We start from the raw sequence: 14,665 nt of genomic DNA on the forward strand, positions 1-14,665 counted from the left end.
GAGAGTTCATCATGATTCGCAGTGTTGTGAGGGATAATCACTCACTCTGCGTCATTCACGGCCTGCCGCGGCGGGAGGGCGACGAGCATGTCGTCTGGCTTGAGATCAATGCGCCAACACCCGAGGACATTGTGTGTCTGAAGCAGCGCTTCGGCATCGATACGACGCCGCAGGCAGGCAGCGTCTCCGATGATGGGACCTTCATGTACATGCGCGCCAAACTCCTCCGTCTGGGCAGCAACGGGACGCCGAGCTTTGGCGATGTAACTTTCATGCTGGGCGAGCAACTGGTCGCGATTCTCTGCCAGGACCCCGACTTCCACCCGTTCGACACCGCATTGCAGCGCATGAATCGCAGGCCGAATCATGCCCGGAATCCGAAATCGATACTTCGATTATTGTTGCAGGTGGCCAATGACAGCGCGGATACGGTAATAGATCGTCTAGCGGATGAACTGGAGCGAAGCGCAGAAGAGATTTCCGAAATATCGGATGGATATAACGCGCAGGGCAGGGAACTGGGTGTGCCTGACCTGATAGAGACCATGCAAGATCTGAATGAAAAGGAAGATATTATTTCGCGCTGCCTGGAAGCGCAGTTGTCGCTGGCGCGCACCGTGCGTTACTTGAGTGGGGAGATCGATAATGTGGCGGAGGCAGAGCTGCAGGTATTGACCACGGAACTGGCCGAAGACGTGGCCGGCGTAAAGGAGCATGCCTACTTCGAGCACGAGAAGGTGCGATATCTGCAGAATGCGGTTACGAATATTCTCAACATCAAGCAGAACCAGATCGTCAAGGTCTTCACCATCATCACCGCAGTCTTCCTGCCGCCCACGCTGGTGGGCACCTTTTACGGCATGAACTTCGCTGTAATGCCGGAACTCGCGTGGGAATACGGATTCATCTATTCAATGGGCCTGACGGTATCGGCTGCGCTGCTGCCACTTATATATATAAAACGCAAGGGATGGTTGCGGTGAGATTGCGACCATATGCAACACGGAGACAACAGGATGATTCGCGGAACTCCAAAACCGCATTTTCAGTCTATCGCGGCAAGTGGACATTTCTTTGCTATATTGGACTTGCAAAAAGAATAAAAAGACGACTGCTTGAAGAGGGCTAAGCGGGACCCCACATAGAAAGGAGAAAATCTCATGAAGAAGCTTCTGATCGCATCTGCTTTAAGCTTCGGCCTGGTTTCAATCGGCGCCCTTGCTCAGGAGGAAACGGAAGCCATAGGGAAGCCGGGCGACCCCAATCAGGTTTCCCGGATCGTTGAAATAACTGCGGTGGATAACCGCTTCAAACCTGACGAGATCAAGGTGAAACAAGGTGAAACCATAAAATTTCTGATCACGAACCTAGGCAAGAAAAAGCACGAGATGATGATCGGCACTGCGGAAGAAATTGATAAGCATGGTAAAATGCTGAAAAAACACCCTGACCATGCGCATCCGGACCAGCCGGATATGGTCTCGATCGAGCCGGGCAAGACCGGGGAGCTGGTGTGGCATTTCACGGAAGCAGGCGTAGTGGATTTTGCCTGCCCGCTGCCCGGCCACTTCAAAGGTATGAATTTCCCAGGTATGAAAGGCACAATCACAGTAGGAGCGAAATGAAAATATCGAGACATGCAGTATTGGCTGGAATCATGTTTGCTGCCTTTGCGGGCGGCGCTTATGCTTCCGCAACAGTTGACGTTTACAAAAGTTCCACCTGCAAGTGCTGCGCGAAGTGGGTCGATCATATGCGTGCCAATGGATTTACCGTGAATACACATGATGTAGGCAACAAGGAAGCCCGTGAGCAGGCGGGCATCGCCCCTGTACTCGGTTCATGTCACACCGCGCTGGTCGACGGCTATGCAATTGAAGGACACGTGCCTGCACAAGATGTCAAACGACTTCTCAAGGAGCGTCCCAGCGCCATCGGTCTGACCGCTCCCGGCATGCCGCATGGTTCCCCTGGAATGGAAGGCGAGCGTAACGATCCATACGATGTACTTCTGATTAACAAACAGGGGGTCACATCGATTTACAGCCGTCATCTTCCCTCTGATCCGAAAACATCTGTGATGAGACTCAAATGAGGAGCTTCAGATCATCGAGCGATAGCGAGGTATGCGATAAGAAGCTCGCGAGTCCCGGCATTCCGGGCAGTAGCCGTGGCGATAACCGGAAAAGTGACAGACATGAGAGTCGGACAATCATGAATATGCGGTTACTGCTCCTGGCAAGCATGACGATTGGACTGATCGCGGGATGCGGCGAGCCGAAGCAGCTCGCCACGCCACCTTCCGCCACGGAGACTGCGCCACCCGAGACGCCGTCCGCACCTTCCGCACCGCCTGCTGCCGAGTCCAGTACGGTTCCGGCTGAACCCACCCCACCTGCCGCTGCTAAGGTGGAGCCGCCTAAAAACCTCGCCGCACGCAAGCTGGCGCCGGAAAGAATCAAGCGCGGTGAAGAGACTTATCGAAAGAATTGTGCAAGTTGTCACGGACCGAACGGTGAAGCCACGTCAGGTTGGCGTACTCCGGGACCGGACGGGCGGTATCCTCCACCGCCATTGGATGGCAGTGCTCACGCCTGGCATCACTCTACGGAAACGTTGGAAAAGATGATTCAGGATGGCAGCGTGGATGGCGCTATGCCTGCCTGGAAGGGAAAACTGACAGACCAGCAGATCGGGGACGTGATCGTCTGGATCAAATCGCTCTGGCCCGATGAGGTTTATGATATCTGGTACAAGGAAATCGAAAACAAGCCACAGCCGAAGCAGAATTAAGCGCTGACAGGCGAAGAATGGGGTTAAGGATGAGGGCTGAAAGCCTTAACCCTTAACCCGATGGCATGATCTGAATCGATGGCCGAAATTCGCTGGATTGCTATGCTCCAGCCCATCCTGCCTTAGCTGTTTCTTCTGTCTCTTATCTTCGCTACCTTTGCCGGATTCTGGATCAATCCTGAATGATGAGGTGCCGAGTGACGGACGTGCGTACGCGCTCAAGAGCATGAACGAGAGTAGCGGCGCACAAGTCCCTCTGCGAGCACCTATGGAGAAAGGAACCGTTGGAGATCTGCTCAGCGGTTCCTTGAAGCCGGCTTAATGCCGGTTTAATGGCTTAGGCCTGCTCGATCTTTTGCATTCCGTTTTCAGCCTTCCTGGCTGAAGCGCGAGCCGGCAGTTTTTCCCGAATGCGAGCAGATTTGCCGGAGCGATCGCGGAGATAATAAAGCTTGGCGCGCCGGACCGCCCCACGGCGCTTGATCTCTATGCTCGCAATCAGGGGAGAATAGGTCTGAAACGTTCTTTCCACTCCCTCGCCGCTCGATACCTTGCGCACGGTAAAGGCAGAATTGAGACCACGGTTACGCTTGGCAATGACGGTACCCTCGTACGCCTGAATGCGTTTTCGGTCTCCTTCCACCACCTTGACGTTGACGACGACCGTATCTCCAGGGGCAAAATCGGGAATTGTCTTGCCCAGGCGGCTGATTTCTTCGCTTTCAAGTTGCTCGATCAGATTCATTTCGTGACTCCTTGCCTTATATTCCTTGCGTTTCGGTAACTTCCAATTTGGCACTCAATTCGCTTCGTATGCGTGCTGGAATTCTTCCAGCAACTTGCGCTCTTCCGCGGTGAGACCCTTCTCCATTTTCAATGCCAGCAGGTCAGGCCGCCGCAACCATGTTCTCCCCAGGGACTGCTGTAACCGCCAGCGTTCAATCCTGGCGTGATTTCCGGACAATAAAACCTCGGGCACTACGCTTCCCCGATAGACCTCCGGCCGGGTGTAGTGGGGAAAATCCAGCAAACCTGCTGTAAAGGAATCCTGATTCGCGGATTCCGGATCTCCCAATACGCCGGGCAACTGCCGCACCAGACAATCCATGAGCACCATCGACGCCAGCTCACCGCCGGATACGACATAATCTCCTATGGAAATCTCATAGTCCACCTGACGTTCGATCAGCCGCTCATCCACTCCTTCATAACGGCCTGCCAGCAGCACCAATGCGGGCAATTCGCTTAATTCCATCACCACGTCCTGGTTCAGGGGTCTTCCCTGAGGTGACAGATAAATCACTTTCGTATTACTGATACCACAGGCTCTTTGCCTTTCCCTGGCAGCGGCTATCGCTTTTTCCAGGGGCTCCGCCAGCATTACCATGCCGGGTCCGCCGCCATAAGGACGGTCGTCCACCCTGCGATAATTGTCCTCGGTAAATTCGCGCGGATTCCAGGTATACAGGCGATAAATGGCATTTTCATTTGCCCGCCCGGTTACCCCGTACCTGGTTACAGCGTTGAACATTTCGGGGAACAGAGTGATAACGTCGAAATTGAACGTCATAATCAGTAGTCCAGACCCCAATCCGCCGTAATCCGGCCCGCCGCCAGATCGACTTTGATGATTACCTGGTCAATGAAAGGTATCAGTCTTTCGGTTTCTCCCGGGTTTCGCACCTGAAGCACATCGTTCGCTCCGGTTTCCAGCAGCCCTGCCACCTTACCCAGCGCCTCACCCTGCAGATTGATGACCGCAAGCCCGATGAGATCCGACCAGTAATAACCTTCCTCGCCGCTCTCCGGTAATGCCGGCAACAGCCTGCGGGGAATGGCGATCTTCAGTCCCTTCAGTCGGGCAGCCGCGTCGCGATCCGCACATCGTTCAAGTGAGGCCAGCAATACGCTCCCGTGAACCCCGCCCTCGATCACTTTGAATTTGTGCCATTTGCCGCCCTCGCTGCCCAGCCACCAGTCCGGGTAATCCAGCAAGCCATTCACATATTCAGTATAGGGAAAAACCTTGATCCAGCCGCCTACCCCATATGGACCGGTAACGCGGCCCATTATCACCATTGGTTCGGTGGATTGGTCCGGTTCAGCTTCCTGCGACTTCTTGCCTGGAATCAAACTGCTTGATCAGCTTTTTCACGGTATCTGACGGCTGCGCACCTTTTGATTGCCAATAGGTGACGCGATCCAGCTTGACGCGAAGCGATTCCTCACCCTCGGCTGCCCGCGGGTTATAAAAACCGACACGCTCGATAAACTTGCCATCACGCGCATTGCGTGAATCTGCTACGACCATATTGAAAAACGGGCGTTTTTTTGCGCCGCCTCGCGCCAGTCGAATAATGACCATGTAAATTGCCTATGGAGGTCCAAAATCGAAAAGGGTGTGATTTTACGGCAATTTTCAGGGGTTTAGCAAGCAATACTTCTCCCCTTCCCGCTCTTTTCACCCCTGTGTTCAGTGCGCCTGCTCCCAGTTTGACCCGATGCCTACCTCCACCAATAACGGGACCTGAAGTTGCGCCACGTTGCCCATGAGCCGCGGCAGCTCGCGCTTTATCGTCTCGATTTCATTTTCCGGCACTTCCAATACCAGCTCGTCATGGACCTGCATGATGAGTTTGCTGCGCAGGTCATGCCGCCGCAGCCAGTCATGCACTTCTATCATCGCAAGCTTGATGATATCCGCGGCAGTACCCTGCATGGGCGCATTGATCGCTGCGCGTTCTGCCGCCTGTCTGCGCATGCCGTTGGCACTGTTGATCTCCGACAGCCACAGGCGCCGCCCCAGGACAGTCTCCACGTAGCGGTTTTCCCTTGCGGTTTTTCGCGTCCGCTGCATGTAGTCCGCCACTCCCGGATAGCGGGCAAAGTAGCGGTCCATATAGGCTCTGGCCGCGGCCCGCTCGATGCCTAGTTGCGTCGAGAGTCCGAATTCCGACATGCCGTAGATGAGGCCGAAATTGATGATTTTTGCATATCTGCGCTGTTCGCTGCTCACTGTTTCCAGGGGAACACCGAATATCTCGGAGCCCGTGGCGCGATGGATGTCTTCTCCTTGGGCGAAGGCCTTGAGCAGGCCGGCATCCTGAGATATGTGCGCCATGATGCGTAACTCGATCTGTGAATAATCTGCGGAAACAATACTGTGCCCAGCCGGCGCGATGAATGCTTCCCGGATACGCCGCCCCTCGGCAGTGCGAATGGGTATGTTCTGCAGGTTCGGTTCGTTACTGGCCAGCCTGCCCGTTACCGCGACGGCCTGGGCATAATTCGTGTGCACTCTTCCAGTGATGGGATGCACCATGCGCGGCAGCTTGTCGGTGTAAGTCGACTTGAGTTTGGCAAGCCCGCGATAATCCAGCAGAGCCCTGGCGAGCGGATAATCGAGTGCGAGTTTTTGCAGCACATCTTCGTCGGTGGAAGGAACGCCGCTCGGTGTTTTTTTTATGACAGGCAGCTTGAGTCTGTCAAACAGGATTTCCTGAATCTGTTTGGGTGAATTCAGGTTGAATGGCAGCCCGGCAATTGTGCAGGCGCGCTCCTCCAACGCCAGCATTTTCTCGCCGAGCTCGCGGCTTTGCGTTTCCAGCAATTTGAGATCCAGCAGCACGCCGTTGCGCTCCATCTCGAACAAGACATCCATCACGGGCATTTCCAGCGTGCGATAGATATGACCGAGCTTTGCATCCTTGCCAACTTCAGCATACAGATGCTGGTGCAGCTGCAGCGTGATATCCGCATCCTCGGCCGCATATTGCGCAGCGCGTTCGATATCCACCTGCTCGAAACCTATTCGGGCCGCTCCCTTGCCAGTGACTTCATCATAGCTGATGGTTTTGATCCCCAGATGCCGCAGCGCAAGGTTGTCCATATCGTGCGGGCGATGGGATTCAAAGACATAGGATTGCAGCAGCGTGTCGTGAACGATTCCTTTCAACCCGATACCGTAGTTGGCGAACACGTGCCTGTCAAACTTCAGGTTCTGTCCCAGTTTCGGAGCGGCGGCGTCTGTCAGCCAGGGTTTGAGCTTTTCGAGTACAAAATCGAGCGACAACTGGCTGGGAGCGCCGGCATAACGATGCCCCAGCGGTACATATCCCCCTTGATGCGGTTCCACGGAAAACGAGATACCCACCAGCTCGGCACGCATCGGATCGAGCCCGGTCGTTTCGGTGTCGAGCGAAACGACCGGCGCGGCGGCGATTCGCATCATCCACTCATCAAGCTGCTCCGGGGTAAGAATGGCCTGATAATCAGCCTGCACCAAATTCGAGCCTGCTTGGGCTGAACCTGCAGAAAGCGCATCAGCGCCTCCTCCCGCCTGGGATTCCTGTTGCAGCTCGCGCAACCAGCTCTTGAAATCCAGCCGCTCGTACAACTCTGCGAGCTTTACTGTATTTAGGGGCTGGGGTCCGAGATCATGCAGGCTGACCGGCAACGAAACATCGCACTTGATGGAGAGCAGCTGCCGTGATCTGCTCAACCAGTCCAGTGCATTGCGCAGATTCTCCCCGATCACGCCGCCTATTTCGTGAGCGTGGACAATCAGGTTGTCGAGCGTCCCATATTGGTTGAGCCACTTCACCGCGGTTTTCGGTCCCACTTTCGCCACGCCCGGAATGTTGTCGACCGCGTCGCCCACCAGTGCCAGATAGTCGAGCATGCGTTCCGGGGATACGCCGAAACGGCCGAGCACACCGGCTTCGTCGAGTGTTTCATTCGTCATGGTATTGACGAGAGTCACCCGTGGGTTCACCAGTTGTGCAATATCCTTGTCGCCAGTCGAAATGATGCAGCGCATGTTCTCGCATTCCGCCTGCTTGACCAGCGTGCCGATCACATCGTCTGCCTCTACCCCTTCCACAGAGAGCATCGGCCATCCCATCGCATTGATGCATTCCAGGAGCGGCGCGATCTGGGTGGCAAGCTCGTCGGGCATGGGTGGCCGGTTCGCCTTGTACTCGGCATAGAGCTCGTCGCGGAAAGTCTTGCCTTTTGCATCAAATACGCAAGCGCTATAATCGGCCTGATAATCCTTGTGCAAGCGACGCAGCATATTCAGCACGCCATAGACTGCACCGGTCGGCTCGTTATTGCGGTTGCGAAAATCGGGCAGCGCGTGGAAAGCGCGATACAGATAAGATGAACCATCGACCAGCAGTAGTGTTTTCATTTAACTTCCAAAGGTTTTCCGATGAGCCTGAAAAACAAAGCAGCCCGTACCATGACAAACGATTTCCGGGAGAAGGCATGGTCAGGGCGTGAATCCTGGCGCGTGTTCGGGATTATGGCAGAATTTGTCGAGGCAACGGAACGCCTCCACGCCGTCATGCCCGCGGTCAGCATTTTCGGCAGTGCCCGCACCCTTCCTGATCATCCCTACTATGAGTTAACTGAACAGATTGCACGGCAACTCTCTGATGCAGGCTTTTCCGTCATTTCCGGTGGAGGCCCGGGCATCATGGAAGCCGCGAACAAGGGGGCCTATTATGGCGAATCTCCCAGTATTGGATTGAATATTCAGCTGCCGCACGAACAGCACCGGAATGTTTATCAGGACGTCAGCCAGACGTTTCGCCATTTTTTTGCGCGCAAATACATGTTCGTCAAACTCGCGACAGCCTATGTGGTGCTGCCCGGCGGATTCGGCACGCTGGACGAACTGATGGAAGCGCTGACACTGGTCCAGACCGGGAAGACGCGCAGAATGCCCATTATCCTGGTTCGTTCGGATTTCTGGCGCGGCATGCTCGAGTGGCTACAGAACGTGCTCGTTGCGGAAGGCATGATCGCCCCGGAAGATATGGACCTGATCCAGGTAATCGACGAACCGGCGGAGGTGGTGGATGCGATATTCAAGTATTACGAGACGCGCGGCTTCGAGCCTTCCGCCGCCGAACGGGAAATTCAACTCAATCTATAACAGCTAGGGCATTTCGGATAGAATGGCGTATTGACCTGACCCGCCGGGAGGCGCCATGCGTCGTATCGTTGTTGCACTGTTATTGAGTTCTGCACTACCGGCGGCGGCGCAATCCAATCAGCCCAAGGATCTGCGGCCCATACCGGAAGTGCCGGAACCCCCGGAATTATCGCTGCCCTCGCCGGGCATCGAGGACGAGGAAGAATCGCTTGAGCCGCAGGTTACCATCACCAAGCGGGGAGAGGACCAGATCGAGGAATATCGCCTCAATGGACGCCTCTACATGATCAAGGTCATACCGCGTATAGGGCTTCCGTATTACCTGATCGACAATCGCGGCGACGGCACTTTTTCCACCCACGACACAGGTGGTCTGGATCAGCGTATTCGCCCTCCGATGTGGGTGATACGAGAGTTCTGATTTCCCAGGACAGCCATTGCGCCTGATTAAACTGCTTCTGCCTTACTTTCCCGCTCCATGTCTGTCTTCACCACTGTTACCCATGAGCAGCTTTCCGCGTGGCTGAGAAATTATTCCATCGGCAAACTGATCAATCTGCAGGGCATCTCTTCCGGCATTGAAAATACGAATTATTTTGTCACCACCAGCCACGGCAAATATGTTCTGACACTGTTTGAGAAATTGGCTCCGGCGGAGCTGCCCTACTATTTGAACCTGATGGCCTACCTGGCGCGCCACGGTCTTCCCTGCCCCAGCCCTGTGGCGGATCTCGCCAATAAATTCCTGGGAGAGCTCAACGGCAAGCCGGCGAGCGTTGTCACCTGCCTTCCCGGAAAGTCGCAGGAATCTCCCACGGCGGCGCACTGTGCCGAGGTTGGCGAACTCCTGGCGAACATGCATTTATCCGGCTTATCCTATCCGGAAAAAATGGAGAACTCGCGAGGACCCAGGTGGTGGAAAGCTGCGGCGCAGGAAGTCATGCCGTTTCTTTCAGAGGATGAGGCGGCGATTCTCAGGGAGGAATTACGCTTCCAATCATCGCATCGGACGGAAAGTCTTCCGCGCGGCGTGATTCATGCCGACCTGTTTCGTGACAACGTGCTTTTCAACGACGGCGCAATGGGCGGAGTGATCGATTTCTACTTTGCCTGCAACGACGTGCTGCTATACGACCTGGCGATTACGGCGAACGACTGGTGCCTCAACGAAAACGCGGAACTGGACGCGGAGCGAACCTCATCACTGCTCGAAGCCTATCATCGCACCCGGCCGCTGCTGGAGGTCGAGCGTGACGCCTGGCCGGTGATGCTGCGCGGCGGCGCGTTGCGCTTCTGGCTCTCACGCCTGCAGGATTATCACCTGCCGCGGGCCGGAGAACTTACGCATGTGAAGGATCCCGCTCACTTCAAGCGTATACTGAAAAACCATGCAGCAGCACGCTCGAAGCTCGCCGAGGTGTGGATCTGAGCGTCAGTTGAACAGCCAGCGGCATGCCAGAGCATGGAAGGCGTTTACCGGAGAAAAAACAAGATGGATATCAGGCAGGTAGATGGGAGAAGGGGATGGGAGTGGATAGCGGAAGGTTTTCAGTTGTTCCGCAAGGTTCCCATGATATGGATTCTTCTTTGCACCACCCTTCTGCTGATTGCAGCCACCCTGGGACTTATCCCGACAGCGGGCCAATTCATTTTCACGCTGCTCTCACCGGTATTCCTGGCGGGACTGATGATTGGCTGCAGAACGCTGGAACGCGGGGGACAACTGGAAATAGCCCATCTCTTTGCGGGCTTTCGCAACGCCGGGCCCCTGGTTACGATAGGAGGAATTTATCTGGTGGGCCAGGTGCTCATCGTTGGCATATTCATGCTGGTCGGGGGCGACGTGCTCATGAGTCTGCTGCTGGAAGGAAAACGGGTCGATGAAAACGAATTGAAAAACGTATCAGGCGATATGCTATCCGCTTCCCTGGTAGCGCTGACCCTGTCCATCCCTCTCCTGATGGCGACCTGGTTCGCACCCCTGCTCACGGTATTCAATGAAATGCCTCCAGTGGAAGCAATGCGAACGAGCTTTTTCGCGTGCGTGAAAAATATCGTGGCATTCCAGATTTACCTGGTGGTACTCGTGGGGCTTACAATCACTGCCATGATTCCTTACGGCCTGGGATTTTTTGTGCTGGTCCCGACCGTTTTTGCTTCGATCTATACCAGCTACATGGATATCTTTCAGGAAACAGCGAACTCCGGGGATGTCACGGAAGCCGCGTGAATCCGCCTGGGAATTCCCAGCGGGAAATGCCGGCGGGAAACTACGGGGAGATGCGGAAGTGCAACGTTTCCAGCCCACACCGGACGGGCTCACATGGACTCATGAACTCACACCGCCGTCAGTTTTGCGTATTCCAGTAACAGCCACTTGGTGCCATTTCGGCCGAATTTAACCTCAACCCGCGCGTCTGCACCGCGGCCTTCGCAGCTGACGATCACCCCTGCCCCGAACTTTGCGTGAACCACGTTCTGGCCCACCCGCCAGGGCGATGCCGCCGTCTCCCGGGTACCTGTTTCCCGGGTACCCGTTTCCCGGATTCGCGGGCGCGGCGCAAACTCCCGACCAGGGGAAACCGGCTCTGGTCGCCAAGGCGCTGTCTTCTGCACGGGTTGCAGCCATTTGAGCACGCTCTGGGGTATTTCCTCCAGGAATCGGGTGGGAATGTTGTAGCGGGTCTGGCCATGCAACATACGGCTTTGGGCAAAGCTCAAATACAAGCGGCGACGCGCGCGCGTCACGGCTACATACATCAGGCGCCGCTCCTCTTCCAGTCCCCCTGCCTCGTTACGGCTGTTATCGTGGGGAAACAGACCTTCTTCGAGACCGCTTAGAAATACGCTGTGAAATTCCAGTCCTTTGGCGGAGTGCACGGTCATCAGCTGCAAAGCGTCCTCCCCTCCGCCAGCCTGGTGCTCGCCTGCTTCCAGGGAAGCGTGATTGAGAAAAACGGCCAGGCCATCATCTTCGGTTTCATGCACGAAGGCAGTAGCCGCATTGATCAACTCGTTCAGATTCTCCAGCCGGTCGGTACCCTCGCGCTCGGCGCGGTAATGCCCAATCAATCCGCTGTGCTCCAGCATGTGTCCGACGATTTCCGGGAGCGGCAGGGTTTCACAAACCTGCCGCATCGATTCGATCAGCGCGACGAAGCCCTCGATGCCTCTTCTGGGCCTGTCCGGCTCTTTATTCTCTCCCGTTCCTACTGGCGGCTTATTCGGCAAGCCTGACGTGGAAGGCTCTCTGCCCCTGCATTTTTTCAACATCGCGTCCCAGAGACTTCCCCCTTCTTGCCTGGCTTCGTCCTGCAATTGCTCCAGGCTCCGCAGGCCGATGCCACGCGCGGGGAAGTTGACGATTCTCAGTAGCGCGTTGTCATCCTCCGGATTGGCTATCATCCGCAGGTAAGCCAATGCGTGCTTGATTTCCTGCCGCTCGAAGAAGCGCATTCCCCCGTACACCCGATAAGGCAGCGAGGCATTGAACAAGGCGTGCTCCAGAACGCGTGATTGCGCGTTGGAACGATAAAGGAGTGCGATCTGGGACAATGCGACACCCTCCGCACGCAGGGATCTGACCTCATCCACAATAAACGCCGCTTCATCGAAATCAGTCGGAGCGTTGTATACGCGTATCGGCTCGCCACGTCCTTCCGAAGTCCAGAGATTCTTGCCGAGCCGTCCATTGTTATTGCGTATCAATGTATTGGCTGCATCCAGGATATTGCCATGTGAACGGTAGTTCTGCTCCAGCTTGATGATCCTGGGGATGCGAAAGTCCTGTTCGAACTCTCTCATGTTGCCGGTATTGGCGCCGCGAAAGGCATAAATGCTCTGATCGTCATCGCCCACGGCTAAGACAGCGGTTTTCGGACCGGCGAGCAGCCGCAGCCATTTGTATTGCAGCCGGCTCGTATCCTGAAACTCGTCCACCAGGATGTGCAGGAAACGACCGCGATAATGTTCGCGTACGATTTCGTTGCGCATCAGCAACTCATAGCTGCGCAGCAGCAACTCGGCAAAATCAACCACCCCTTCCTTGTTGCATTGTTGCTCGTAAGATGCATAAAACTCGACCATCTTGCGCGTGTAGTCATCGTACGCTTCCACCTGCGATGCGCGCAGCCCCTCCTCCTTGGCGTTATTGATGAACCATTGGACCTGGCGCGGAGGAAATTTCTCATCATCCGCGCCCAGATTTTTCAGGATGCGCTTGATGACCGCCAGTTGATCGGCGGAATCCAGAATCTGAAAGGTCTGCGGCAGGCCGGCATCCTGGTGGTGAGCGCGAAGCAGGCGGTTGCATAAGCCGTGGAAGGTACCTATCCACATGCCGCGGATATTGATGGGCAACATGGCGGCAATGCGAGTGAGCATTTCCTTGGCCGCCTTGTTGGTAAAAGTGACGGCCAATATTCCGTGAGGACTGACCTCGCCCGACTGGATCAGATAGGCGATGCGAGTTGTAAGCACCTTGGTCTTGCCGCTGCCCGCGCCGGCAAGCACCAACGCCGACTGATGGGGTAACGTAACGGCTTCGAGTTGTTCCGGGTTTAGTGCGGTGAGTAGAGAAGACATACAGCAAAGATTTTTTCGGTCCGGGCAGGGCCTGGAATCGTTCAGGCCGTGCAAAATCGGATTAAAAGCAATGTAGAACAGCTTGATGTTCCTGCATCCCGGCGCCTCCCTCCGATATATGGAATCTGCGCAAATCCGTGAGGTGCGCGCAGAAAGGGACGAAGGGACGCCGGGTTTGCAGGAGATTTTACTATAACGCCTCGGCGCTATTGCGCGCGACTACTTTTTGCGGCTCGCTACCACGAGATCGAGAATGAGCGGCGTCAATATGAGCTCTATGGCCAGACCCATTTTCCCGCCGGGAACGACGATAGTGTTCGGGCGAGACATGAATGAGTTGTGAATCATGGCAAGCAGATACGGAAAATCCACATTCTTTGGATCGCGGAACCGGATCACGACGAAACTTTCGTCCAGTGCCGGAATATCCCGCGCGATGAAGGGATTGGAGGTATCCACTGTCGGTACCCGTTGGAAATTGATATGCGTCAGGGAAAATTGCGGAGTAATGTAATGCACGTAATCGTGCATACGGCGCAGTATCGTGTGCGTCACCGCTTCGGCCGAATAGCCACGCGCATTCATGTCGCGGTGGATTTTCTGAATCCACTCCAGATTCACGATGGGCACAACCCCAACCAGCAGGTCGACATATCTGGCCGCATCCACCGTGTCGCTCTGCACTCCTCCATGCAGTCCTTCGTAAAACAGCAGATCCGAGCCGGGCTTTATCGGCGCCCAGGGCGTGAAGGTGCCCGCTTTCTGCTGGTAGGGCGCAGCTTCCTCGTCATTGTGCAGATACAGGCGCGTCTCCCCGCCGCCAGTCTCGCCGTATTCCTTGAACAACGCTTCCAGCCTCTCGAACTCGTTGGCCTCCGGACCGAAATGACTGATGGGGCGTCCTCCGTCCTTTTCGGATTCGGCTACGGCTTTTTTCATGGCATCGCGATCATAACGATGGAAGCTATCCCCCTCCACCACCGCAGCAGTCAGTTTCTCGCGCCGGAAAATGTGCTCGAAACTATTCTTGACCGTCGACGTACCGGCGCCGGATGATCCGGTAACGGCGATGACAGGGTGTTTTTGCGACATACAACTTCTCCTCGAACAAATAAGATAATAAGATGATGTTATGGAATCTTCGAACTCGTTGCCAAGCGAGCATGGAGAGCCTGTTCAGAGGCTTCCTGCAGTTCTTGTCTCAATACTTCGCTGTAATTCGCTGTAATCTTCCGCCGGCAATTTTAAGGTGCGTTATGATAACCGTTTTCTCAATTATTTTGGTGGGAACAGAAGTCGCGGCATTCTCCGTCTTGCAAAACGAAAGTCAACGAAGAAAGCGGTGTT

Annotated in this window: 15 protein-coding genes; 8 read left to right on the forward strand and 7 right to left on the reverse strand. The window is 55.4% G+C overall.

The window, feature by feature from the left end:
• Positions 1–11 precede the first annotated feature (11 nt).
• The 4 genes from C8R21_RS09540 to C8R21_RS09555 all read left to right on the forward strand — a co-directional run bounded on the left by C8R21_RS09540 (position 12) and on the right by C8R21_RS09555 (position 2,793).
• A complete protein-coding gene (locus tag C8R21_RS09540; RefSeq protein WP_107762483.1) occupies positions 12–983 on the forward strand; it encodes a CorA family divalent cation transporter in 972 nt (323 codons plus the stop codon).
• A gap of 177 nt (positions 984–1,160) precedes the next feature.
• Entirely contained in the window at positions 1,161–1,625 is a 465-nt protein-coding gene (locus C8R21_RS09545) for a cupredoxin domain-containing protein (RefSeq protein ID WP_107762484.1), read from the forward strand.
• On the forward strand, positions 1,622–2,095 hold the full coding sequence (locus C8R21_RS09550) for a DUF411 domain-containing protein (protein ID WP_107762485.1): 474 nt from the start codon (positions 1,622–1,624) through the stop codon (positions 2,093–2,095). Before C8R21_RS09545 ends, C8R21_RS09550 begins: the two co-directional genes overlap by 4 nt.
• Positions 2,096–2,214: 119 nt before the next feature.
• Positions 2,215–2,793 carry a c-type cytochrome gene (locus C8R21_RS09555; protein ID WP_107762486.1) on the forward strand — a complete coding sequence of 193 codons (579 nt, stop codon included), beginning with the start codon at positions 2,215–2,217 and terminating at the stop codon, positions 2,791–2,793.
• 337 nt (positions 2,794–3,130) lie between these two features.
• Here the strand turns inward: C8R21_RS09555 and rplS are convergent, their stop codons facing one another.
• The 5 genes from rplS to polA form a co-directional block, all read right to left on the reverse strand.
• Positions 3,131–3,538 (reverse strand): 50S ribosomal protein L19, encoded by a 408-nt coding sequence (gene rplS, locus C8R21_RS09560; protein ID WP_107762487.1) that lies wholly within the window; start codon positions 3,536–3,538, stop codon positions 3,131–3,133.
• A gap of 54 nt (positions 3,539–3,592) precedes the next feature.
• Positions 3,593–4,363 carry a tRNA (guanosine(37)-N1)-methyltransferase TrmD gene (trmD, locus tag C8R21_RS09565; protein WP_107762488.1) on the reverse strand — a complete coding sequence of 257 codons (771 nt, stop codon included), beginning with the start codon at positions 4,361–4,363 and terminating at the stop codon, positions 3,593–3,595.
• 2 nt (positions 4,364–4,365) lie between these two features.
• Positions 4,366–4,872, reverse strand: a complete 507-nt coding sequence (gene rimM, locus C8R21_RS09570) for a ribosome maturation factor RimM (RefSeq protein WP_107762489.1) — start codon at positions 4,870–4,872, stop codon at positions 4,366–4,368.
• Positions 4,873–4,894: 22 nt separating this feature from the next.
• Positions 4,895–5,158: a 30S ribosomal protein S16 gene (rpsP, locus tag C8R21_RS09575; protein ID WP_011379931.1), complete on the reverse strand. Its 264-nt coding sequence runs from the start codon at positions 5,156–5,158 to the stop codon at positions 4,895–4,897.
• 108 nt (positions 5,159–5,266) lie between these two features.
• Complete coding sequence (polA, locus tag C8R21_RS09580; RefSeq protein ID WP_107762490.1) at positions 5,267–7,984, reverse strand: DNA polymerase I; 2,718 nt, start codon at positions 7,982–7,984, stop codon at positions 5,267–5,269.
• 21 nt (positions 7,985–8,005) lie between these two features.
• Here polA and C8R21_RS09585 point away from each other — a divergent pair, with 21 nt between their 5' ends.
• Genes C8R21_RS09585 through C8R21_RS09600 form a run of 4 tightly spaced genes read left to right on the forward strand, consistent with a single transcriptional unit; the run spans position 8,006 to position 10,964 of the window.
• Complete coding sequence (locus C8R21_RS09585; protein ID WP_107762491.1) at positions 8,006–8,734, forward strand: LOG family protein; 729 nt, start codon at positions 8,006–8,008, stop codon at positions 8,732–8,734.
• A gap of 55 nt (positions 8,735–8,789) precedes the next feature.
• Entirely contained in the window at positions 8,790–9,155 is a 366-nt protein-coding gene (locus C8R21_RS09590; protein ID WP_074972313.1) for a DUF2782 domain-containing protein, read from the forward strand.
• Between the two features lie 57 nt (positions 9,156–9,212).
• The gene (locus C8R21_RS09595) at positions 9,213–10,163 is read left to right on the forward strand and encodes a homoserine kinase (RefSeq protein WP_107762492.1); all 951 of its coding nucleotides are present in this window, start codon (positions 9,213–9,215) and stop codon (positions 10,161–10,163) included.
• A gap of 33 nt (positions 10,164–10,196) precedes the next feature.
• Positions 10,197–10,964 (forward strand): BPSS1780 family membrane protein, encoded by a 768-nt coding sequence (locus C8R21_RS09600; protein ID WP_258192334.1) that lies wholly within the window; start codon positions 10,197–10,199, stop codon positions 10,962–10,964.
• A 107-nt stretch (positions 10,965–11,071) separates the two neighbouring features.
• Here the strand turns inward: C8R21_RS09600 and C8R21_RS09605 are convergent, their stop codons facing one another.
• Positions 11,072–13,318, reverse strand: a complete 2,247-nt coding sequence (locus C8R21_RS09605; RefSeq protein ID WP_107762493.1) for a UvrD-helicase domain-containing protein — start codon at positions 13,316–13,318, stop codon at positions 11,072–11,074.
• 219 nt (positions 13,319–13,537) lie between these two features.
• Positions 13,538–14,410, reverse strand: a complete 873-nt coding sequence (locus C8R21_RS09610; protein WP_107762494.1) for a phosphoribulokinase — start codon at positions 14,408–14,410, stop codon at positions 13,538–13,540.
• Positions 14,411–14,665: the final 255 nt, after the last annotated feature.

The sequence above is a fragment of the Nitrosospira multiformis genome, assembly GCF_003050865.1.
Lineage (GTDB): Bacteria > Pseudomonadota > Gammaproteobacteria > Burkholderiales > Nitrosomonadaceae > Nitrosospira > Nitrosospira multiformis_E.